The sequence below is a fragment of the Rhodoferax sp. RT4P68 genome (assembly GCF_056521305.1).
Genome location: NZ_JBWMBB010000015.1, coordinates 1 through 23,083, shown reverse-complemented (window position 1 = coordinate 23,083; position 23,083 = coordinate 1). Strand labels below are relative to the sequence as shown.

The following is a 23,083-nucleotide window of genomic DNA, read 5'->3' as shown; positions in this document are numbered from 1 at the left end:
TGGCGGTGAATGATCGCATCACCGCTGGCGGTCGACGCGTCGCACCGCTAGGATGACCCAGGAACGTTGCACGACCGTGCGCCAAAGATGACGAATGTTTGCAGCGCGCGCGCCGCGCACGCCACGCGCTACGCTCCGCCCCTGCCGCGCATCCACTCCCGCATTCCCCCCTCCATGAGCACCGTCGACCCGCCGCCTCCCGCCACCGCGCCGTTGGCGCGCTACCAGACACTGCAGGCCGGCCTCGATCTGCTCGACCAGGGCCTGTCGATCTTCGATAGCGAGCTGCGCCTGGTGGCCTGGAACCGCGCTTACATGCGGCTGCTGGACTTCCCTGACGACATGGGCTTTCTGGGCGCACCGTTCGAGAACTTCATCGGCTACAACGCGCGCCGCGGCGAGTACGGCCCCGGTGACCCCGAGCGCCTGATCGCCGAGCGTGTGCAGGCCGCGCGGGCCTTCGCACCGCACGAGATCGAGCGCACCCGCCCCGACGGCCGCGTGCTGCGCATCCGCGGCGTACCGGTACCCGGCCACGGCTTCGTGACCATGTACTCGGACGTGACCGACCAGCGCCACGCCGAGGCCACCGTGCGCCAGCACAACACCGAGCTGGAAGCGCGCGTGGTCGAGCGCACAGGCGAGCTGCAGCGCAGCGAGCAGCGCATGCGGCTGGTGATGGACTCCATCCCCGCGCTCGTGGGCTTCTTCAACGCCAAGCGCGTCTACCAGTACCTGAACCGCGGCTACCACGACTGGTTCCGCGTCGACACGTCGGAGCCAGGCCGTGCCAGCGCGCGCGCCTTCCTGGGCGACGCGGTCTACGGCATGGTGCGCCCGCACGTGCTGCGGGCCATGCGCGGGCAGACGCAGACCTTCGAATACATGCTGACCACGCACCAGGGCGACCGGCGCATGGTGCGCACCTCGCTGGTGCCCGAGCGCGCAGGCGACGGCCTGGTGCGCGGCTGCTTCGAGCTGACCTTCGACATCACCGAAGAGCGGCGCTCGCAAGTCTTGCTGGCACGCGCGCACAAGCTGGAATCGCTGACGCACCTCACAGGCGGCCTGGCGCACGACTTCAACAATGTGCTGACCGTCATCATCGGCAACCTGGCCGCGCTTGCCGATGCCCGGCCCGAGGACGAAGCCACCGCCGAGTACGTGCTGCCCGCACTGGGCGCTGCGCGGCGCGGCGCGGACATGGTCAAGGGCATGCTGAGCTTTGCGCGCCGCCAGCCGCTGGAGGCCGCTGCCGTCAGCGTCGGCGCGCTGATCGAAACCGTGGCGGGCCTGGTGCGGCGCGTGCTGCCCGAGCATCTGCATCTGCGCATCGAGGTGGGCGCCACGCCGCTGTGGACCTGGATCGACGCCACGCTGCTGGAGCAAAGCCTGATCAACATGGTGCTGAACGCTCGCGATGCCTGCGCCGACGGCGGCACGGTCACGCTGCGCGCCTGCGCCACCCGCATCGCCGCCGATGTCGCCGCGCCGCTGCAACTGTCGGCCGGCGACTGCATCCGCATCGACGTGCAGGACGACGGCTGCGGCATGGACGCACACACGCTGACGCACCTGTTCGAGCCGTTCTTCACCACCAAGCGCATGGGCCGGGGCACTGGGCTCGGCATGGCGGTGGTCTATGGGTTCATCAAGCAATCCGGCGGCGCGGTCGATGTACACAGCACCCCCGGTGCTGGTACGACCGTGACCGTCTGGCTGCCGGCCGCGCAGCCGCCCGCACCCGGCCCTGCGGCAGTCCCCGGCCACCCCGGCCACAGTCTGCCGCGTCAGCGTGGGCTGGCCCTGCTGGTGGACGACGATGCCCAGGTGCGGCGCGTGGTGCGCCGCAATCTGCTGGAGCTGGGCTACGTGGTGCTGGAGGCCGACAATGGCCAGGAAGGCCTGAAGCTGTTGGCCGCCACCGAAGGCATCACGCTGGTGCTGACCGACCTGGTGATGCCGGGCAGCGAAGACGGCACCCACGTAGCGCGCGCAGCGCGGCTGCGCGACGGCGTGCAGTCAGCTGTCATCATGACGGGCCAGGTGCCGCTGGAGTGGCCGAGCGAACCCGGCAGCCCGGTGCTGCGCAAGCCGTTCACCACCGAACAACTGGCCGCCGCCATCCGGACCGGCCGCATCGACAAGCGCCACGAGGCAGAAGGTCAGCGATGAGCGCCATCCCCCACCGCAATGCCAACGACACCAGCGCGCCGCCCGCGCTGGTCTATGTGATCGAGGACGACGCCGATGTCGCGCGCCTGGTGCTGGCCGCGCTGCGCGAGTTTGGATTCGCCTGTGAGGTCTTCTCCACCGGGGGCGCCGTGCTGCGGCGCCTGCAGGTCGAAAAGCCGGATCTGTGCATCGTCGACCTGGGCCTGCCCGACATGGACGGGCTGGACCTGATGCGCCGCATCCGCGCGGCCTGCAACGCGGGCCTGTTGATCCTGACCGGCCGTGGCCACACGGCTGACCGCGTGATGGGCCTGGAGTTGGGCGGTGACGACTACGTGACCAAGCCATTCGAATCGCGCGAACTGGTGGCGCGCGTGCGCAGCATCCTGCGACGGCGCGTCGCATCGTCGGGCACGGCGCCGGGCCAGCGCCGCTACGCGACGTTCCTCGGCTGGCGCATCGACTGCGCGGCCAATGTGCTGCGCGCGCCCGATGGCACCGAGCACGTGCTGGGCACGGCCGAAACGCAGGTGCTGCGCTGCTTCGTCGAGCGCCCACACCAGATCCTGACGCGCGAGCAATTGATCGGCGAGCGCGACCTGCTGCCCACCGACCGCAGCATCGACGTGCGCATCTCGCGCCTGCGCCGCAAGGTCGAGACGGACCCGCACGACCCGGCCATCATCAAGACCGTGTACGGCGCGGGCTACCTGTTCGCGGCTGACGTCAGCTGGGAGTAAGCGCAACCGCACGCCAATGTGACGAATGGTTGCGGCCCTGCCCCAAGGCCGGGCACGACGCAGAAGATCCGCTCCGGTTCCACTTTCACCGGAGACACCCATGCGAGATCCCATCGTCGAAAAAGTCCAGGCGCATCCCAAGTACCTGGCACTCAAGCGCAAACGCAATCGGTTCGGCTGGACGCTGACGATCCTGATGCTGATCGTCTACTACGGCTACATCGGCCTGATCGCGTTCGACAAGCCGTTCCTGGCCAAGCCCATCGGTGCCGGCGTCAGCACGATCGGCATTCCGATCGGCCTGGGCGTCATCGTCTTCACCATCGTCATCACGCTGTTCTACATCCGCCGCGCCAACGGCGAGTTCGATAGAGACACCGCCGAAATCCTGAAGGACGCCACGAAATGAAAGCGCATCGCAACGTTCTCGCATTGCTGGCGTTGGTCGCCACCGCCGGACTGGCGCATGCCGCCGGTGGCGACGTGGGCCAAGTGGCCAAACAGCCGACCAACTGGATCGCCATCGGCATGTTTGCCGTGTTCGTGATGGGCACGCTGTACATCACCAAGTGGGCGGCCGGCCGCACCAAGTCGGCGTCCGACTTCTACACCGCAGGGGGCGGCATCACGGGCTTTCAAAATGGCCTGGCGATCGCGGGCGACTACATGTCGGCCGCGTCCTTCCTGGGCATCTCGGCAGCCGTGATGGCCACTGGCTACGACGGGCTGATCTACGCCATCGGCTTCCTGGTCGGATGGCCGATCCTGACCTTCCTGATGGCCGAGCGGCTGCGCAACCTGGGCAAGTTCACCTTTGCCGACGTGGCCGGCTACCGCTTCAGGCCCGGTCCGATCCGCGCGTTCGCGGCTTCGGGCACGCTGGTCGTGGTGGCGTTCTACCTGATCGCGCAAATGGTGGGCGCGGGGCAGTTGATCAAGCTGCTGTTCGGCCTGGACTACTGGATGGCGGTCGTGATCGTCGGCGTGCTGATGATGGTCTACGTGCTCTTCGGCGGCATGACGGCCACCACCTGGGTGCAGATCATCAAGGCGGTGCTGCTGCTGTCCGGCGTGACGTTCATGGCGATCATGGTGCTGGCGCAGTTCGGCTTCTCGCCTGAGGCGCTGTTCGCCAGATCGGTCGAAGTGCGCACGCAGATCGCGGCCAACGGCGGCAAGACACCCGAGCAGGCGGCCGCCATCGGCGCGGCCATCATGGGCCCGGGCGGCTTCGTGAAGGACCCGATCTCGGCGATCAGCTTCGGCATGGCGCTGATGTTCGGCACGGCCGGGCTGCCGCACATCCTGATGCGCTTCTTCACCGTGCCGGACGCCAAGGAAGCGCGTAAGTCGGTGGGCTGGGCCACGGTCTGGATCGGCTACTTCTACCTGCTGATCTTCATCATCGGCTTCGGCGCCATCACGCTGGTGCTGACGAACCCGGAGTTCGCCAACACGGTGACGGGCGTGATCCACGGCGGTGCAGGAGCCTCCAACATGGCGGCCGTGCTGGTCGCCAAGGCAGTCGGCGGCAACGTGTTCTACGGCTTCATCTCGGCCGTGGCCTTCGCCACCATCCTGGCGGTGGTTGCGGGTCTGACGCTGTCCGGTGCATCGGCCGTGTCGCACGACATCTACGCCACGCTGGTCAAGAAGGGCAACGCCGACAGCGCCGCCGAGTTGCGTGTCTCACGCATCACCACGCTGGCGCTGGGCGTCGTGGCGGTGGCGCTGGGCATCGCGTTCGAGAAGCAGAACATTGCCTTCATGGTGTCGCTGGCCTTCGCGATTGCGGCGTCGGCCAACTTCCCGGTGCTCTTCCTGGCGATCATGTGGAAGGACTGCACAACGCGCGGGGCCGTGATCGGCGGCTTCCTGGGGCTGATCTCGTCGGTCGGTTTGACGGTGCTGTCGCCGTCGGTGTGGGAAGCCACGATGGGCAACCCGGCCGGCTCGGCGCCGTTCCCGTATACGTCACCGGCGCTGTTCTCGATGACGATCGGCTTCGTCGGCATCTGGCTGTTTTCGGTGTTGGACAAGAGCCAGCAGGCGGCAGAGGAACGCGCGCTGTTCCCGGCGCAGCAGGTGCGATCGGAGACCGGGTTGGGGGCATCTGGGGCTTCGGGGCATTGAGGGCGAGCTGAGCCTGCCTGACGACAACGGCCGCCCTTGGGCGGCCGTTTGCGTTGGGGGGCGGCAGTCGCGCTACTCGTCGAGCTCGAAGGTGTAGCGCTGCTCCACATCGGGGGCTGCGGCTTGGACCGCACGGCATACGGCGTCGACGCCGATCGACTGGCCATCGCGCACCAGCACGACGGCGAAGTCAATGGCACCGGACCCGAGGTGTTCGACGTCTTCGGAAAGTACAGGATATGTGGCACGCACCTGCGATGGCGCGACGCCCAGCGCCCCGGCCATGGACGCGCAGAGTTCCTGCACGGCCCGCACGGCCAGCTGCGCGTGTCCTGCGCCTTGTAGCGTTCCGGGTTTGGCGCGCACCAACAAGCAGGAGAGATCCAGTTCCAGATCGCGTGGCGTTGCCGGCTGTACGGTCGTGCCGGCTTGCGCAGGGCCAGCCAGCGGCAATGCGTCGCGAGGCTCGTCTTCTGTGTCAGGAATGCATTCCACGAGCACCTCGAAGCCTTGCGCCAGCGCCGGCACCCGTGCCAGCACGGTGGGACTGAGGCCACGCAGCGACACGCTGTCGACGCGCACATGGCGACTGCGGAACCACACCCACGCGGGCAGCAGTGCCTGCAGAGCAAACAACACGGTGAACACCCCGTCGGGGCCCGTGCCGTCTTCGGACTGAAACCATACGTAGACGAGCGCCACCACGAAGACCAGCGCAAATGCAGCGGTGGTGCGCAGCACACGACGCGATCGGGGCCGAAGCACCGGGCGCAGGATGTCGACCTCGTGCGCCGGCGGCGGGAAAAGGGTCGAGGCTCCGACGGGTGGGTGCGCCACGAGGCCATGCGCAGCGAGATCGTGCGCATCCGCTGCAGCGTTGTCGGATTCGGACCTTGACGCGCTGGCAAAGGAAGGGGTTGCTGGCTGGGTCGGCGAGGTGTCGGAGGCCGCCTTCGGCGCAACGGCACCCGAACCAACCGACCGTTTGCCAAGCGCCTCTATCGCGCTGGCGAAATCACCGTCTTCGACTTGGATTGGTCACTGCTTCGGGGTGGGCCGTGCGGAAAAACGGTTTCGTGCGTGGCGACTCCGTGCGGCGACAACGCTCACCCGCGCACCCCGCCGGCCCGGTGACGGCCGTCGCGTATCCAGGGGTCGTTGGGATCGATGGCGCACTCGTCTTCGACCCATTGCGGCCATTGGGGGATCTTGCTGGTGCGCATGGCGATCCAGCGGAAGAGGCTCATCGGCAGGAAGAACACCTGAAACAGGACCTGCGCGATGGGCCAGCCGTTCATCAGCAAGGTCAGTCGTTCCCAGCCGAACGCCCAGCTCTCGCGTGCCTTGTCGATGCCGGGCAGCATGATCAGCGGCGTGGGCTTGAGGGCATCCAGCACCGGGCCTGGGCCGTCTTCCATGTAGCGGCGAAAGAACTCGAAGTGGTCGCGCAGTTCCTGCACGCCGGCCGCGCCCGGACTGGTGTCCAGGCTCAGCGCGAAGGACTCCTTGACCTGCTTGTGCTCGTCCAGCAGGTGGCCCATGACGTAGATGTCGCGCGCGCCGACGCCGTGGCCGTAGATAGTCCAGTAGATCCTGTCCCAGGCCGCCTTGAGCACGGTGCCGTCGCGGCGGAACACGTAGACCTGCCGGTTCTTGCGGTTGAAGCGGATGGGGTAGTGGGTGTAGGTGAAGGCGTCGCGGGTGAGGAGGTAGAGGCCGACTGCGAAGAGCGAAAGCTCCCCCAACGAAATTGCGGCGGCTAGAAGGTCAAAGGTACTCAAAAAGTCAGATGCGCCCACTACTGTTGCATAGCTGAACAACGCGGCCAACGCTGCTCCACCCATCGCCACCCAACCCCGCATGGCAAACCACTTGTCCACGGATTCCACGAACGTGCTGTTGAATTTGATCAGCGACAACTCGTAGTGCGGTTGACGGCTGGCGGGTTGCCGGACGTTAAATCGGTGCTCAGCCTCGTGTTGGTTCAATGGACGGTCAACCTTGTATTTGGTCACCATTCCGTGCGTATCGAGTGTGGCCATGAGCAGTGGCTCAGGCAAAGACCAATTCGAGTTCCTCGGCTTGCTTGCCGTGGGTCTCGTACTTGTCGGTGTGTGCCCCGAAATAGCAGCGCATGAGCCATTCCTGCATCTTGTTGTCCTTGTTCTTCTCGATCCAGACCGTCACGCCGATCAGCGCGACAACCGCTATACCCACGACGAGCCAGCCAATGAGCGGGATGCTGCCGGCCACCAAAAAGGCCACGCCCAGCCCCGCGCCCAGAATTCCTGAGACACGGTACGCGCGAGCGAGTCCAACGTCGCCCTTGGCGGCCTCCTCTTGCCCCTTCATCAGGTCAATCGCCGCCACCAACAGCCCCGCCACCAAGCCCAACACCTTTCCCCCCACCCGAAGAACGTTCGGCACCCGGGACGCCTTCAACCCCGGCGCATTCCTCAACTTCGCCGCCTGCGCCCGTTCCAAGGCCAGCCCTGCAGCCTCCCCGAACGAGCCGACGATGGCCGTTGCGCCCAGGGCCAGACGCGCCAGCGCCTCGCTCTTCTCGTGCGCCATGCCTTGCCGGTAGTCAGCGACCAATTTGGTGAAGTTGTAAGCCTGCACCAGCCCGATCACCACGTTGCCTGCGGCGTCGAAGCTCGTGCTAGCCACCCCCGTCCTGAATGCCTCTGCCTTGAGACGGGGCAACTCCGTGCTCTGGCGAATCGAGCGGGCCAATTGGGCAGCTAACGCATCGCCGCTCAGCCCGCTGGCGGCCGCCTGCGCCGCCTTGCGCTTGGCCCCCGCCGTGTCCAGCACCGCCAGCCACTTGCGCTTGTTGTCGCCGTCCAGAGGAACGCCCTCGATCTGAAGCAACTGCAGCTGCGCCTTCAGGGCACGGCCCATCTGGCCATGGGTCACTTTCATGTTCGGGTCGATCTGCATGAGGGCTTGCAGCAGGTGCTGGATGAACTTGTCGCGCTTGAGCGTGATGTCCACCACCGTGAACTGCACGCCCGACACGGCGGCCAGCGCTGCGACAGCGCGTACCGCTGGCCCGCCCTTGGTCAGATTGTCCATGTTGCGGAACAACACGCCGCCCACGCTTTGAAGCAGGTCAGCCATCGCGGCCCGCCCGCCCTCCGGTAGTTTCTCCAGCCCGTCCTTGACGAAGTCCACTAGCATGTCGGTGGGAAACGCCCTCCCGTCCAGCGGTGCCTGGTCGACCTTCTGGATTTCGGCCAGCAGCTTGTCTTGGTTGAACCCCAGCGCCCGCATGACCAGGTTGCTCGCCGCATGGGTGTCACCCTGCTTGATCCACTGCAGGTATTGGTCGTAACTGGGCTGCTTGTCGCTGGTGTGGCGCAGCATGGCGGCAACGGCTGCTGTGTAAGCCGCGCCGCTGTCCAGGTCGCTGCTGTCGTAGTTGCAGCTCATGTGGCTCACCATGCAGCGGTGCTTCATCCACGCCACATGGGCCTTGGACAGCGGTGCAATGTGCCCGGCGTCGAACTTGCGCAAGCCCTCGTTGTAGCTCTTGAGCCATGACTGGCTGGCCACGCCGTCGAAGCGAGGCTTGCCGGTGCGGTCGTGGGTGTAGGCACGCCACTTCGCATCGGCCACCTTCTGCAGTGAGGCTGGGGTGTGCGTACGCCAGGTCTGCGCCATGACCGGGTCGCTGACAGCGCCGCCCATCAGCGCGAGGGTGGGGTTCCAGGTGGCCGGTGCCTCGGCTTGCTGCGCGAGATCCTCTCCGGCAGCGATCTCCGCCAGCTTAGCCTGCTCCTTGATTGTCGACTCCAGGCTGGCGATGGTGCTGGCGGCCAGTCGAGGCTTGGCCGTGGCCTCGTGGCGCATGAACGTGACTTTACGCAACTCGGCCAGGGCGGCGATCTCAATCGCCAGCCCCACCGGGTCGTGCAGCGCCACGATGGCCGCGCCGCCGCCGGGACGCACCTGCTCGGCTGCTGTGAGGAGTGACGACGCCGCCCCCTGGCGGCTGTTGTAGGCGTGTGGGGCCCACTTGGCAAACGAAGCCAGGGCTTGGGTTGTGGCGAGCTTGAACTCCGTCACCACCTGCTCGACCTGCTCCAGCGGTGCAGTGTCGGGCTGGGCCGCAACCTTGCCGCCGCCAACCGTGACACAGGTCATGTGCCGCTGGCGGTGGTCTGCCTGTTGGTGCGCTGCCAACACGGCGTCCGTCCACTCCACATCGCTGAAGCCGATCCACACCTTGCTGGCGTGTTTGGCGTTGCGGATGGTGATGACGCCGGCCAGCGGCGCGGCTCCATTGCGCGCGCAGCGGAACTCGGTGGCCGGCTGCTGGCGGATCTTGACGACGCTTCGTCTCGCCAGCTTGGAAAGGTAGCCACCGGTGGTGACGAAGTATTCGTCCCAATGGTTGCGCTTCTCGTCAAACACGTAGACGTAGCCGCTGCGCAGCAGGCGCAGCCCGTAGTGGGCACCGTTGCCCAGCGGCACGTTGGCCAGATCGGCGGAATCCAGGTGGCCGGCCAGACGTGGCGCGCCGATCTCGGAAGGCATCAACGCATAGCGTGTCAGCAGCAGCGGCAGGCCCTCCTTGACGCAGGTCTCGCAGGGGTTCTCGCACATCGTCGGTGCAGCACTCATGGGGCGGGGCTTTCTTGGTGGACGGCGGGAAGTTCACGGACCACGCGGGCCCAGTCGTCAGCGCTCAGGCGCGCGCTGAGTTCGCGATAATCCAATTCGTCGTCGGGACGTGCGGCGCGCAGCTCTTCGAACAGCCTCACGAGCAGCGGATGGGTGTCGAATGCGGGGTGGTGCACCATGGAGTGATGCGCGAACGCGGCGAGGTCTTCGACGTGCGACAGCGCCCAGGTGCCTTGCGCGCGTTGCACATGGGCATCGATCTGTCGGCAGCGTTCGATCCAGACAACAGCCGATGCGGGTGGCGGCATCTGCAGTGCCGCGCGGTTGACTGCGCCGACGCGAGACAGGCCTTCGACATGCGTCGCCTGCGGTCTGAAGTGCGGCGCCGGATCGGCGGGCCGCGTGACCTGGGTCCACTGCCCTGCCCACGGCACCAGCGCCGAGTCGACCGGGCCGAGCAGCCAGGACATGCCCTTGTCGCCGAGCAGACACGGCAACTGCAGAAAGGTGCCGGGGTCGAAGTAGCGGAACTGTCGGGGCGCGCTCTCGCCAGGCAGGCGAATGGCCAGTCGCGCGGCCAGATGCGCCAGCAGTGTTGCGGGTTCGGCAGCGCTGGAGAGCAGCAGACTGGCCAACGTGTCTTCGCGGGCGCTGGCCTGCGCGAGCAGTTGGTCGAATAGCGACGACTGTTCGTCATCGGCCAAGGCTTGTATGTTGAGCAGCACTGGGCAACGGCCCGTGTCTGCGCCGAGGAAGGCGGGGGCGACGACGGACGCAGGCCAGTGCGCGGGCAACTCGTCGCGCCAGCTGGCATCGATCAGCGCCCACGGGTGACTGGCACACCAGCGATGGTCGAAGGACTCCTGGAACGTAATCACGGCATCAGAACTCCGTGATGGCGTCCAGGCCTTTGACCTGGCGTTGTGCGCAGCCTTTCAAAACGCCTGGCTTCTTCAGATTCACCGATGCATTCGCAATGCCCGGCCCGGCTAACACCTTCATCCCCGCCTTGAACACGATGCTGCCCGGTGCGCTGAGCGTGATCGCGCCGCCCTCGATACGGATGCCGGCGCCGCCTGCGGTGAGCAGCACATGCTTGGGCGCTGTCGCCTGCACGCCGGCATGGGTGCTGGCCACCTGCACCGCCTGCTGCGCGGCCACGTGGGTGGCGCCCGTCAGGCTCTGGCTAGTGACGCTGCCGCTGGACGCGTGCAACGCGATGCCGGTGTGCTGCACGGCGCGCTGGGGGTTGCTGGCGCGGCCGTAGGTATAGAACACGATGCCGTCCTTGGCGGCCAGGCACCAGGCGCGTTGGGCGAGTTGGCCGATGTCTTGACCTGCGGTCAGGCTGAGGTGGGCGCCTGCGCTTTGCAATGCGCTGGCCGGCGTGGTCTGCACGATGCCGAACGGCGCGGCCAGCAGCAGCTCGGGGCGGCTCCAGGCGGTGGTGCGGCCGGAGCCGCCGCCGATGGTGTCGACGGCGTTGTCGCCGTTGGCGCCGCTGCTGCTACCGGTGCTGCCAGATTCGCCGCCCCCACCCTGCCGCTGGTCGCTGCCTTGCAGGCTCTTGTTCAGCGCCCACAGGCCTTGCTCGGTCGGCAGTTGCTTGGCGATGTCTTGCTCGGTCGAGCCTTTCAGTACGGGCTCGCCGCTGAGCTTGGCCAGGTGGTCCTGTGCGCTGTCGGCCAGTGTGTGCAGCAGTTCTTGTCCGGCCTGTAGTCTTGCCTGCGCAGCGCGGCTGTCCATCTGCTGGCCGCCGGCGGTGCTGGCGTTGGGGCGGTGGGCGCTGACCAGCAGGCCGGCACCGGCACGCACGGCCCCCCAGGCCTGGCTGGCCAGCTCCAGGCCGTGGCCACGGGGGGCCAGGCGCTGGTTGTCGCTCTGCTGGCGCAGGTGGCCCAGCTGCAGCCGGCTGGCGGCCTGGGTGCTGGACAGTTCGATGCGGCCCTGGCCGGGGCTGTCGTCGAACACCAGCTGGTTGTGGCCGCCGCCTCCGCTCTGGCTGCTGGGCAGCTCCTGGGTCTTGAGGCCGGCGAGCACGGCGTCGTGGGCGTGGGCGTTCTCACTGCCGGTGAACCAGGCCGGGGCGTTGCCGGTGGCGCCCGCCGGGCCTTGGCCGCGCTGGTTGCCCGGGGCGTTGGGCTGGCCTTCACCGTTGTAGGCGCCGCCCACGACGAGGGGGCGGTCGATGTCGCCGCTGCTGAAGCCGATCAGCACTTCCTGGCCGAGCCGGGGGGTGAAGACGCTGCCCCAGTTCTGCCCGGCTAATGGGGTGGCCACGCGCACCCAGGTGCCGCTGGCGTCGCTGGCCGGGGCGTTCTCCAGGCCATCGGGACATTCCAGCCGGTGGCTGGCACGGCTGCCGCGCTGCCAGTGGAACTGGACCTTGACGCGCTGGTCACGGTCGGTGTGGACCGGCTCGGCCAGGCCCACGACCAGGGCGGTCTGGGTGCCGTGCACCGTGGGGTGCGGGTGCAGGCGCGGGTCGGGGATGGGGGCTGTCGTGGTCGCGGCGCTCGCGTTGGCGCTGGCCGCTGCCATTGCGGCCGTGACGGCGTCCGGATGTGCGGCCTCATCGCCCCAGGGATCGGCTTCGGTGCCAGTGCCAGTGCCGGTGCCGGTGCCCGGCTCAGCATCGGCGGACGATGCGGATGGCGCAACCTGGGTCGCGTGGTTGGCCTGGCGCACGGGGATGGCCAGCGCCTGCAGCTCCAGCTGGCACTGGTGCAGCGGGGCTTCTTCGCCTGCGTCTTGCGCGCCGGTCTGGCCAGAGGCGGGCTGCAGCTGTGCCAGGTGGTCTGCATGCAGGTTGTTGCGGGCCTGGTGGCGTGCGCGCAGGATGACCAGGCGGTCGCGTGTGGGATCCAGGCCGTCGTGCACGGCGTGCTCGCGCAGTGTGAGGTGGGTGCCGGCCGCGGCGCTGCGCAGGCTGCCGCTGGCCTGAGTGCGCAGGCGCTGGGCGTCGATGGCCTGCATCTGGCGCTGCAGCAGGCGTTGTCCCTGGGCGTCGTCCTCGTAGGCGTACGCGCCGGGGACGTCGCTGTGGCTGAGTGCGGTGAGACCTTCGGGCAGGCCTTGGGGATGCTGGCCACTCTGGCTCTGCGGGCGCAGGCTGCGCGTGCGGTAGTCGGCGCTGGCCAGCTGCAGCTGGGCGACCTGCGCGCGGGCTTGGGTGTGCAGTTCGGTCAGGCTGTCCTCGGCCAGGCTGGGGCCGCTCTGGGTGAAGCGCACGGCGGGCTGCCGGTTCGCGGTGAAGGCGCCGTTGTGGTCGGCGATGACCAGGGTGTGGCGCTCCTCGGTGTGCTCCCACCAGTAGAACAAGCCTTCTTCGCGCAGCAGGCGGTGCAGGACGTGCAGGTCGCTCTCGCGGTACTGGGTGCTCAGCGAGCGCTGGGGGTAGACGGCAGGGTCGGCCAGTTCCCAGCGCCAGGCGGGGGTCAGGGCGCCATGGCCGGCATAGGCGGCGAAGATCTCTTCGGCGATCTGGATGACGCTGCGGTCCTGGAAGCTGCGGCTGTCGATGCGCTGGGCCAGCAGGCTGAGCCAGGGTTCAACGACGAGCCGGTAGCGCGCCAGGCCGCCGTCACTGCCCAGCCGCGCGGCATGGGTGATGTGGCCGTGCCAGGGGCGCAGGTCTTCCACGCCCTGCCCTGTGAGCAGCTGCACGGTGAGGGGCTCGCCGAGCAGGGCTGGCAGGTCCAGGTGGGCGTCGCCGGACAGGGCGTGCACAACGAGGCGCGTGGCAGCGGCAGGTGCAAACCCGGATGTGGATGCAGGCGACGTGGCTGGCCCGCTGGCTTGCTGGCCCGGCTGGGCGTCGGGCAGCAGGCGTGCGGTGGCGCGCCGGGCTTGGCCGGTCTCGGCCGGCTGGTCGTGGGCGCCGGGCAGCGGGCCGATGGCCTCATCGACGTCGATGCGCTCGGCGATCAGCACGTTGGGCCCCAGAGGGGTGCGCAGCCGGATCAGCCGCGCGTGCTCGGTGGGCCGCGCGTCCAGGCGCGCGAAAAGGGTGTCGTACAGGCTCATGCCGGGTCAAGGGTCACGCAGTTGCGCGCTGGCGTCAGCGCCGGATGATCTCGATGTGTGGCTGTGGGCGCGCCAGCAATTGCAGCGTCGCGTGCAACGCGCCGCAATGCACGGTGATGGCCTGGCGCGGCCCTTTGCCGGGGGCGGCACTGGCGTGCCACTGGCGCTGGCTCAGCAGGCGCTGCAGGCGATCGGCCTCGGTACGGCTGCGCCCACCGGCACCAGCCAGCAGGTCGGCCAGCAGTTCCGGACCGGCTTCGGCCAGCTGCGGCGCCAGCATGCGCACCAGCAGCGGGCGCAGGGCGAACCAGCTGCCGACCCGGCAATGGGCGGCGATGGCCGCACGCAGGATGTCTGGGCTGGGGGAAGGCAAGGAGGCGGGGGACATGGTCATGGTGGGTCTCACGGACTGTTCACAGGTGGTTCAAGCCACCGAATACTTGAAGTCGCCGTTCTTGACGGCACTGACCTTGATGCGCTCCAGCGCGCGGCCCTGGGCCATCAGCGTGAGCGCGTGTTCGGCGATGCCGGGAAGCAAGCTGCCACCCAGGATGTGGTCGACGTTGCGCGCGCCGCTGTCCACTTCGGTGCACCGCGCCAGCACGGCCTGCACGAGCTTGTCGTCGAACTCGAACGTGGCCCGGTGGTTGGTGGCCACGCGCTGGCCGATGCGTTGCAGCTTCAGGCGCACGATGCGCTCGAGCACGTCGTCGTCGATGGGGTAGAACGGCACCACTTCCAGCCGACCCAGAAAGGCGGGCTTGAACTGCTTGAACAGCACCGGGCGCAGGGCCTGCGCCAGGGCGCCGGCTTCGGGGCGTTCGGCCGCCGGCTTGTTCAGGCAGGCCTGCATGATCTGGCTGGAGCCGACGTTGCTGGTCAGGATGATGACGGTGTTGCGGAAATCGATCTCGCGGCCTTCGGCATCGTCCATGACGCCTTTGTCGAAGACCTGGAAGAACAGTTCGAGCACGTCGGGGTGGGCCTTCTCGACTTCGTCGAGCAGGACCACGCTGTAGGGATTGCGGCGCACAGCTTCAGTCAGCACGCCGCCCTCGCCGTATCCGACGTAGCCGGGCGGCGAGCCCTTCAGCCCGGAGACGCTGTGGGCTTCCTGGTACTCGCTCATGTTGATGGTGATGAGCTTCTTCTCGCCGCCGTAGAGAGCTTCGGCCAGGGCCAGTGCGGTCTCGGTCTTGCCCACGCCGCTGGGGCCGGCGAACAGGAACACAGCTTTCGGCTTGTTGGGGTCGTCCAGCTGGGCGCGGGCCGTGCGCACACGCTGGGCCACGGCGTCGAGCGCGTGGTCTTGGCCGATGACGCGCGCCTGCAGCATGGGAGCGAGGCCGAGCACGGTGTGGATCTCGTCCTTGACCATCTTGCCAAGCGGGATGCCGGTCCACGCGGCCACGATCTCGGCGACGACGTGGCCGTCGACTTGTAGCGGGATGAGAGGGGTCTCGCCTTGTAGTTCGGCCAGGGCGGCGAGTTTGGCTTGCAAGGCTTGCTGGGCTGAGGTCGAGGCCAGGGAGGCGGAGGGCCTGGCGTCCTTGGCGCTCTTGCCATTCTTGCGGATAGCAAGTTTGGTGGGCGCCGTGGCGGCTGCAGCAGTAGTGGAGGCTTGGGCGGCGGCGCCTGGCCCTGCGGGGGTGAACGCAGGCGCGACGACAGACGCGACGGAAGCGGCACTTTCAGCATTCGCGGGGCGGGGCTCGGACTCCAGGTTCAGGCGCAGCTGGTGGATCTCTTCGACCAGGGCTTTCTCGGCGGCATGGCGGGTGGCCAGGGCGTCCAGGGTCTGTTGCAGCTCGGCACACTCGGTGGCCAGCTCGGCCAGCCTGGCGCCATGGTCAGCGCCAGCGGCGGCTTCGCGCTGCAGGGCGAGGGTCTCCGCATCGAGGCGTTCGATGCACTTGGCGGTGTCTTCCATCGCGGCCGGCATGGCGCTTTGGGCCAGCGCGACTCGGGCGCACGCGGTATCCAGCACGCCGATGGCTTTGTCGGGCAACTGGCGACCGCTGATATAGCGGGCCGACAGGCGCACGGCTTCGGTAATGGCCTCGTCGAAGACGCGGACGTTGAAGTGCTTTTCCATCAGCGCGGACATGCCGCGCAGCATGGCGGCGGCCACGGGTTCAGAAGGCTCTTCGACTTTGACGACTTGAAAGCGCCGGGCCAGTGCGGCGTCCTTCTCGAAATAGCGCTTGTACTCGGCCCAGGTGGTGGCAGCGATCGTGCGTAGCTCGCCACGCGCCAGGGCGGGCTTGAGCAGGTTGGCCGCGTCGCTCTGGCCGGCTTGGCCGCCGGCGCCGATCATCGTGTGCGCCTCGTCGATGAACAGCACGATGGGGTGCGGGCTCTTCTTGACCTCGTCGATGACGTTCTTGAGGCGGTTTTCGAACTCGCCCTTGACGCTCGCACCAGCCTGCAGCAAGCCCATGTCGAGTGCGTGCAGGGCGACGCCCTGCAGCGGCGCAGGGACATCTCCAGCGGCGATGCGCCGTGCCAAGCCTTCGACCACGGCCGTCTTTCCAACACCCGCCTCTCCGGTCAGGATGGGGTTGTTCTGGCGGCGACGCATCAGGATGTCGATGGTCTGACGGATCTCGGCTTCACGGCCGATCACCGGGTCGAGGGCGCCATCGCGGGCGCGCTTCGTCAAATCCGTGGTGAACTGGTCAAGCGCCGGCGTCGTCTTGCCTGGATCGACTGGTTCGGCAGGGTCAGCCAGAGCGGCTTGAGGCACCGCCGCAACCGCCTCATCCGAGCCTTCGACGAGCTCGTACAGCTTGTGTTTGAGCTCATCGATCGAAAATCGCGCAAACAGAGGACTTGCACGCAGCGCAAGTTGCTTGAGGCCTGGTTCTGCCAGTAAGGCCAGAAGCAGATGTCCGCTGCGAATGCGAGGGGCCTGGGTGTCGAGCGAGGCGATAAGCCAGGCGTGCTCCAGCAGATTAGGCAAATGCACGCTGAAGACAGGCGTACGGCTGTTGCCGTTGCGCAGCTTGAGCAGTTCAGCCTCCAGATCACGCACGACTCCGGTCGTCGACACATCAAAGCGCCGGCACAGCATTGCAAAGTCGCAGCGCGGCTGCTCCAGCAGGGCCAGGAAGATGTGTTCGACGTCGACTTCGTAGTGCCCCTTGGACATACAAATAGCTGCAGCGCGCTCGGCGGCACGACGGCAGTTGTCGTTCAGCTTGGAGATCAGGGTTTTAAGGGAGTTGCTCATGGGTCAATGAAGGTGGACGTTCGGGTACTCAGGAAGGGTCAAGCGCAGGCGAGTAGGTCGTAGCCAGCGTCTGAACGGTCTCGGCAGCCCGGCTGCGTGACAAGGAAGGTCTCCCAGCCTAAAGCGGAAGGATGCTCGCCCCCCAGACGAGCAGGCTGAACGTCGGCCGCGCGCAGCTGCAGTCGAACTTCATACTCGAGACTGACACCGGTCAGCAGCGACAGTAGTTCGCGCAGTGCACGGAAACCCGGACGCCCAGGCAAAAAACGCCGGTAGCGTTCGAGCGAAAGGGGTCCTAGCGTGATGCCGACCCGCAGGTCCCGCTGCCAAACGCGCTCGCCCACCAGCGTCGAAATTCCAAGGTGTGCGTTGCCTAACCCTAGTTGAAGCTGTTGCTGCGAACCCAGTAGGAACCAGCGCCCCACAAATTGCGTGAGCCGCACGGGCACACGAAAGTAGAGCGAAATCACACGCTGCAGAACGGCTGCCGACACCGTGCGCTGTTGCACCAATCCGGCAACAAACGCGATCATCTCGTCGGATACGCCGCCCTCATCGGGGGCAAGGCGGTCGCGCAGTGGCTTCTGACCGGCGCCGGCAAGCGACAGCACCAGCGGCAAAAATTCATGGCGCCGATCAGCCTCGTAGCGGACAGCTAGTCGGTGCTTGCGCCACGCCTGATAGAACAGCACAGTGGCACGATGGCGAAAGATGTCCAAAAATGCGCGCGCAGATGGGTCGCGCAACCGTTGTTCATGTCGCGCAAGCACCTCTGTATAGAAGAGCGGCAACACGCCATTTGCGCCCAACAAACTGATAAAGGCCGGTGTGATCTCGACGCGCTCCGCGCCTGGCGAACCGCCCGCCTCTTCGCCAGTCTCAATGGCCACGAGTTTCAATGTCTCAATCTCGCTGGCTGGGAACGACAGACTGGTCGAGTTTCGGAAGAAGATGCGCTGGGCCATGACATCGGCCGGCGCAACACCGTGCTCACGCACGAACCACCGCTCTAAAAGACGAACCGCCTGGAAGAATTCGAAACCGTGGGGCTGCGCGAGCAGCTGCTCGATCACAGCAACGGGTGGCAACCGGTGCGGCGTTCGCATGCGATGAGCTCCTCTTTGGTCCGAGCAGACACGAGCTTCAGTTGGGTGAAACTGTTTACATGGGTGTAAAGACCGAAGAACCGATCGAGCACCTGGGCGAACAGCCGCAAACCCGAGCCAACGAAGCGGCTCTCGTCCACCGTCAAAACAATCTCGGTGCCGCGCACAAAGGTCGAGAAAGGTTGCCCAGGCAGGTAGGCGGTTGCAGGGCGGTACTCGATTTGCACCAACCCTTCGAGCATCGCGCGGTTGGTCGGACTGCGCGGCAAGTCGTACAAACGCAACATTTCCTTGATGGCATCCATGCCACCCGCACTGAGCGACAAATGGTTGAGTGACAGATGCGAGATCAGACGCCACAGGGCACCACGGCCACGCTCGAATCGCATGCTGGAGGTGGGCTTTCGCAGCAGCCGAATCTCACTGGCGACACCACCACCTGGCAAAAAGAGGTCGCCACCAGGCGTTCCAACCGCGAGCAGATTTGGAAGGTTGCGGTTGGTCGCCTTCACGTCGATCGACAGTGTGTCGGTTTGCGGGGCGGAGGGATTGAAGTCGGTGTCGACGATGGACAACTCATACTCGTAGCCAGGACTGTGCTGAGCGACTGACTCGTCACAATGTCCCACCCAGTATCGGCGGCCCTCCTCGCCCTCACTGAGCAAGTCGTCGTGGCGCAGCGAGTACATGGGCTGAAATTCCTGAATCTGTTCGCCGGCCGGCGTCTGCTGGACCCGGTAGACCCGCTCTATCGAATACACCTCATGGCCAAACGCCCTGCGGGCATCCGGCAGCACTGGAGCAGACATACCCCTGCGATTCCATCGGATCGGATCAGCTCTTTGCTCAAAGAGATTCACCACCGGCGTGCAGTGCAGTCGCAAACTTTTCTCGGTCAGCGTCTCCAACAAGGCGGCCTCGTCCGAGTCCGACCGGATGCCTGCCATTAAGTAGTGCATCGTGACGGACGCACCAGAATGAGATGCGAGTGCTTTCGGCAGCGGCAGATCGACGAAGTTGTACTTGTCCGGAAACGCGAAGAACTCGGTCAAATGACGGTAGGCCGGCTGGGAACGCTCGTCCACATCGATCAGCGCTTCCGAATCAGCGAATCCGACCACCTGTGGCCGTACGCCGTGCGCGGTACGCCATGCACCATGCTCATCGAGCTGCAATGCCACGCCAGCAACTCGGCCGTGCAATGCTTCTCGCACGGCGCTGACTTGCGAGGCCTCCCCTTCTATATAGAGCCGAACGCAATCGAGCCCCAGACCTTCCCAGTTGACCTGCGATGACGTCAGCTGCAGGGTGACGGATAGGACGCTGGTGGCGCCCTTTGGGACCGGTGTCCCACTGGGTGCTTGCAGTGCGCTGGCATAGCTGACGCGTGGCACTCGTAGTGGCGCGAGTGCGACGTCATATGCAGTGCGGAACGTGCAGGGAACACCGCGTACCGGCCTGCTCTTGAGCAGAGTACCGCGAGGCAGCACCGACGCTCGGCTGACGCGGCCTGATGCACCAGCCATGTCGAAAGAGGCAATGGCGCACGCTGGAAAAGGCCGCAAATAGTGCGGGTACAAAACTTCCAGGAACGACTCCGTAAACAATGGGAAGTCGTCGTCGAGACGTTTGTGCACGCGCGACGAGAGCAATGCGAACGATTCGATCAAGCGCTCGACATGCGGATCCTCGCCGACGTCGCCGCTCAACTGAAGGCGCCCGGCAATCTTCGGATAGCGGCGCGCAAACTCGCCCGAGTGTCCACGCAAGAACGCAAGTTCTCGTTCGTAGTGAGGCAAGAGATCGTCCATGGTGCGAACCTCAAACTTTTCCGGCTATATCAGACTTGCACCACCGCTCCGCCGAAGCGGGAGGGCACAACAGAAAAGCGCGACAACGAAGGCTGCATCGTCGCGTCGAAGGCTACTGGCTCTGCGGATGGATGGGCGATCAACAGCGCACGGATGGTGAACATCAGCGAGCTCATTGCACCCGGTCGGCCGTGGAAGTCGATATGAACTTGACGCAGGCGAGGCTCGAATGCTTGAATGGCGTGCGATAGGCTAGCGGCAATGTGGCGTTGCTCTCCAGAATTGCTGAGAACCCGTCCAACAAAATCGCGGATACCGAAGCAGACGACCGACCGCCGCGCATGAGGAAGCTCTGCCATCTCGTCGAAATCTAGTGCTGCCCGGGAATTAAGCAAGGCCTCCACATCCCGCGCGACCGCTTGTCGTAGCTGTTCAAGGTTGTAGGTCAGTGTCAGGCCCTCTAGCCCGTCATCTGGGTCTGCGAGCAGACGATCAAATACGCTGCGTCTATAGCGCATCGAGATGCCCCCGGTGTGATCTGATAAAAAAGGACGGGGCGTCAATGCGCCCCGTACGGGTTGTCTGTGCCGGTGCGTAACGTAGGATCAGTTGGGTGCTTCGAATACCGGCTTGTTGGTCGCCAGGCTCCACATTGCAGGAGTTCCCTTAGCCGTTTTACCGTCCATCGTTTGCTGGATGTACTCCCACTGAACAGCGGCGTATTTGAGGCTGAAAGTCTCCGTAGGTAGACCTTCACCTTCAACAGATGGCGTCACCGATGCGATGATGGCCTTCTTCAGCTTGATGGTCAGGTACTGGACGCGGCCTTGCGTACCGTTTGCACGCATGAAGTGGATTTCCACCTCTTCGTACAGCGTACCAGCAGAGCAAGCCTCCCACAGTTGCGGACTTACGAGGTCCAGATCTTTGGTGAACACCATTTCGGCGTGCTCGCAACGCTCTGCGGTGTGACCGCCAGCAGTTGAAGCGGTCGCCGACTTCGGTTGGCGGATCAAGTGTTGCCAGCTCGAAACCTCAAACCAGGGTTTTTTGTGCTCCTGGTCACGCGACTCACCTTCAATTTTTTTTCCGTTCAGTGGGTTTCCGAACTTGATGTAGATATCTTTCAAATGATTCTCCTAACGTTTAGCGCGTTTATGAATTTAGTTTTTTCCCTGAGGCATTTCTGCCACGAGACGCAACGACACAGACAACTCATCCAACTGGAAATGCGGACGTACAAACGCCACGGCGCGGTAGACACCAGGACGCCCCGGCACCTCAGACACTTCAACCTGTGCCTGGCGCAGCGGGCGCTGGGCGCGCATCTCTTGCGAAGCGTCGTCAGCATCCACCACGTACTGCATCAGCCAGTTGTGCAAGTAGCGCTCGACGTCCAACGTATTGGCAAAACTGCCAACCTTGTCGCGCATCATTGCTTTCATGTAGTGGGCAATACGGCAGACCGCGAACATGTACTGGAGTTGCGACGACAGCACGGCATTCGCGTTCGCCGCATCGGAGTCATACTTGATGGACTTTTGCGTCGACTGGGCTCCGAAGAACGCCGCGTAGTCTGTGTTTTTGCAGTGGACCAAGGGGATGAAGCCAAGGTCGCTGAGCTCCTTTTCCCGACGGTCGGTGATGGCGACCTCAGTCGGGCACTTCAGCGCGATTTCACCTTCATCCGTTTTGAAGGTGTGAGTCGGTAAGTCCTCAACCAGACCACCACCCTCCACGCCTCGTATGGCTGCGCACCAGCCGTAGCTCTCGAAAGCAGCAGTCAAACGCGCGCCGAATGCGTAGGCGGTGTTGACCCACAGGTATTTCGAATGATCGGCGCCATCCACCTCTTCGACGAAGTTGAAGCCTTCTGTCGTAATCCCGTCCTTCGGGTTGTACGGCAGGCGACCCAGGAAGCGGGGCATGGTGAGACCCACATAACGCGCGTCCTCCGACTGCCGGAAGGAACGCCATTTCGCGTACTCGACCGTATCGAACACTTTGGCGAGATCTCGCGGCTTGCCCAGTTCCGAAAAGCTATCGATTCCTAGAAGCTCGGGAGCGGCAGCTGCGATGAATGGCGCGTGGGCTGCAGCAGCGACATGGGACATCTGTTCGACGAAGTACATGTCCTCAGGCTGACGTGACACGTCAAATTCGCCCAGCAACGCTCCGAATGGCGCGCCACCAAATGTGCCGAATTCTTCCTCGTAGACCTTCTTGAACAATGCGCTCTGATCGAAATCGACGGCAGTCTTGAAATCCTTGATCAGTTCCTTCTTGGTCGCATTGAAGACCTGAATCTTCAAGGCGGTGCTGGTCGAGGTTTGTTTACACAGATAGTGCAAGCCTGTCCACGTGGACTCAAGCTTCTGGAACTCCGCGTGGTGCATGATCTCGCTCAGCTGCACCGAAATTAGCTGGTCAAGTTCGGCAACGCGCGCATCCAAAGTCACGCTGAGATTGTCTGAGACGACAACAGTGCCATCCATGACTTCGCGTACCAGCTCGGCGATGATGTCCTTGGCGCGTTCACGCTCAGTATCTGACCGGGCGACGCGGCTTTCGGCGACGATGCTGTCCAGAAGGCTAACGCTCTCGACGACTGGCTTCGATACTGCGGTATGGGCAGATGCTTGCATCAAACGCTCCCTTCGTTCTTGCGTGCTTCTTCGTCAAGCTGGGCAAGTTGTTCTGTATTTGTCAGGACGTCTGCGAGGATGTCCTCAAGCTTCTCATTGCCCGCCAGTTTGTTACGCAGATCGGAGAGTTTTGTACGTGCTTCCAGCAGTTTGCGCAACGGTTCAACCTGCTGCACCACGGACTCAGGACGGAAATCGTCCGTCTTGTCGAAGTTCAGGTTCACAGCGAACTCGCCACCTTGCGGCGACAGGCGGTTGGCAACGCGAAATGAAGCCTTGGGTGCCATGCCCGCCATGACATCGTCGAAGTTATCCATGTCGATGCTGACGAACTTGCGGTCTTTCAGCCTCGCCATGGGCTGGTCCGGGTCTCGCTGTCCAGTGAAATCACCTAGCACACCGACGACAAATGGAATTTCCTTTTGTTCGATGGCGTCGCCGACCTCGACGTCATAGGTGAGTTGCACGCGCTGCGTATTTCAGCCCATCGTGGACGGCATTTCAGTCTGATCGTGGACGGGATTTCAGCGTGATCGTGGACACCGTTTCAAACTGATCGTGGACGCTGTTTCAGCGTGATCGTGGA

17 protein-coding genes are annotated in these 23,083 nt (G+C 65.0%); 4 read left to right on the top strand and 13 right to left on the bottom strand.

Going from position 1 to position 23,083, the window contains the following annotated elements:
- Positions 1 to 174: 174 nt before the first annotated feature.
- The 4 genes from AC099J_RS26165 to AC099J_RS26150 all read left to right on the top strand — a co-directional run bounded on the left by AC099J_RS26165 (position 175) and on the right by AC099J_RS26150 (position 5,048).
- Positions 175 to 2,175 (top strand): hybrid sensor histidine kinase/response regulator, encoded by a 2,001-nt coding sequence (locus AC099J_RS26165; protein WP_479618229.1) that lies wholly within the window; start codon positions 175 to 177, stop codon positions 2,173 to 2,175.
- A complete protein-coding gene (locus tag AC099J_RS26160) occupies positions 2,172 to 2,915 on the top strand; it encodes a response regulator transcription factor (protein ID WP_479618228.1) in 744 nt (247 codons plus the stop codon). Before AC099J_RS26165 ends, AC099J_RS26160 begins: the two co-directional genes overlap by 4 nt.
- Before the next feature lie 100 nt (positions 2,916 to 3,015).
- The gene (locus AC099J_RS26155; RefSeq protein ID WP_479618227.1) at positions 3,016 to 3,324 is read left to right on the top strand and encodes a DUF485 domain-containing protein; all 309 of its coding nucleotides are present in this window, start codon (positions 3,016 to 3,018) and stop codon (positions 3,322 to 3,324) included.
- Complete coding sequence (locus tag AC099J_RS26150) at positions 3,321 to 5,048, top strand: cation acetate symporter (RefSeq protein WP_479618226.1); 1,728 nt, start codon at positions 3,321 to 3,323, stop codon at positions 5,046 to 5,048. Before AC099J_RS26155 ends, AC099J_RS26150 begins: the two co-directional genes overlap by 4 nt.
- Before the next feature lie 72 nt (positions 5,049 to 5,120).
- Here the strand turns inward: AC099J_RS26150 and AC099J_RS26145 are convergent, their stop codons facing one another.
- The 13 genes from AC099J_RS26145 to tssB form a co-directional block, all read right to left on the bottom strand.
- Positions 5,121 to 5,789 carry a hypothetical protein gene (locus tag AC099J_RS26145; protein ID WP_479618225.1) on the bottom strand — a complete coding sequence of 223 codons (669 nt, stop codon included), beginning with the start codon at positions 5,787 to 5,789 and terminating at the stop codon, positions 5,121 to 5,123.
- A 365-nt stretch (positions 5,790 to 6,154) separates the two neighbouring features.
- Complete coding sequence (locus tag AC099J_RS26140; protein WP_479618224.1) at positions 6,155 to 7,090, bottom strand: DUF6708 domain-containing protein; 936 nt, start codon at positions 7,088 to 7,090, stop codon at positions 6,155 to 6,157.
- 10 nt (positions 7,091 to 7,100) lie between these two features.
- A complete protein-coding gene (locus AC099J_RS26135; RefSeq protein ID WP_479618223.1) occupies positions 7,101 to 9,677 on the bottom strand; it encodes a T6SS effector BTH_I2691 family protein in 2,577 nt (858 codons plus the stop codon).
- The gene (locus tag AC099J_RS26130) at positions 9,674 to 10,555 is read right to left on the bottom strand and encodes a hypothetical protein (RefSeq protein ID WP_479618222.1); all 882 of its coding nucleotides are present in this window, start codon (positions 10,553 to 10,555) and stop codon (positions 9,674 to 9,676) included. The genes AC099J_RS26135 and AC099J_RS26130 overlap by 4 nt, the downstream gene beginning before the upstream one ends.
- 4 nt (positions 10,556 to 10,559) lie before the next feature.
- The gene (locus AC099J_RS26125) at positions 10,560 to 13,703 is read right to left on the bottom strand and encodes a type VI secretion system Vgr family protein (protein ID WP_479618221.1); all 3,144 of its coding nucleotides are present in this window, start codon (positions 13,701 to 13,703) and stop codon (positions 10,560 to 10,562) included.
- A 34-nt stretch (positions 13,704 to 13,737) separates the two neighbouring features.
- Positions 13,738 to 14,097 carry a hypothetical protein gene (locus AC099J_RS26120; RefSeq protein ID WP_479618220.1) on the bottom strand — a complete coding sequence of 120 codons (360 nt, stop codon included), beginning with the start codon at positions 14,095 to 14,097 and terminating at the stop codon, positions 13,738 to 13,740.
- A gap of 30 nt (positions 14,098 to 14,127) precedes the next feature.
- Positions 14,128 to 16,935: a type VI secretion system ATPase TssH gene (tssH, locus tag AC099J_RS26115; protein WP_479618219.1), complete on the bottom strand. Its 2,808-nt coding sequence runs from the start codon at positions 16,933 to 16,935 to the stop codon at positions 14,128 to 14,130.
- A 38-nt stretch (positions 16,936 to 16,973) separates the two neighbouring features.
- A complete protein-coding gene (tssG, locus tag AC099J_RS26110) occupies positions 16,974 to 18,041 on the bottom strand; it encodes a type VI secretion system baseplate subunit TssG (protein WP_479618218.1) in 1,068 nt (355 codons plus the stop codon).
- The gene (gene tssF / locus AC099J_RS26105) at positions 18,005 to 19,852 is read right to left on the bottom strand and encodes a type VI secretion system baseplate subunit TssF (RefSeq protein ID WP_479618217.1); all 1,848 of its coding nucleotides are present in this window, start codon (positions 19,850 to 19,852) and stop codon (positions 18,005 to 18,007) included. The genes tssG and tssF overlap by 37 nt, the downstream gene beginning before the upstream one ends.
- A gap of 29 nt (positions 19,853 to 19,881) precedes the next feature.
- Positions 19,882 to 20,370 carry a type VI secretion system baseplate subunit TssE gene (gene tssE, locus AC099J_RS26100; protein WP_479618216.1) on the bottom strand — a complete coding sequence of 163 codons (489 nt, stop codon included), beginning with the start codon at positions 20,368 to 20,370 and terminating at the stop codon, positions 19,882 to 19,884.
- A gap of 87 nt (positions 20,371 to 20,457) precedes the next feature.
- A complete protein-coding gene (locus AC099J_RS26095) occupies positions 20,458 to 20,982 on the bottom strand; it encodes an Hcp family type VI secretion system effector (protein WP_479618215.1) in 525 nt (174 codons plus the stop codon).
- A gap of 33 nt (positions 20,983 to 21,015) precedes the next feature.
- Positions 21,016 to 22,497 carry a type VI secretion system contractile sheath large subunit gene (gene tssC, locus AC099J_RS26090; protein ID WP_479618214.1) on the bottom strand — a complete coding sequence of 494 codons (1,482 nt, stop codon included), beginning with the start codon at positions 22,495 to 22,497 and terminating at the stop codon, positions 21,016 to 21,018.
- Complete coding sequence (gene tssB, locus AC099J_RS26085; RefSeq protein WP_479618213.1) at positions 22,497 to 22,964, bottom strand: type VI secretion system contractile sheath small subunit; 468 nt, start codon at positions 22,962 to 22,964, stop codon at positions 22,497 to 22,499. The genes tssC and tssB overlap by 1 nt, the downstream gene beginning before the upstream one ends.
- Positions 22,965 to 23,083: the final 119 nt, after the last annotated feature.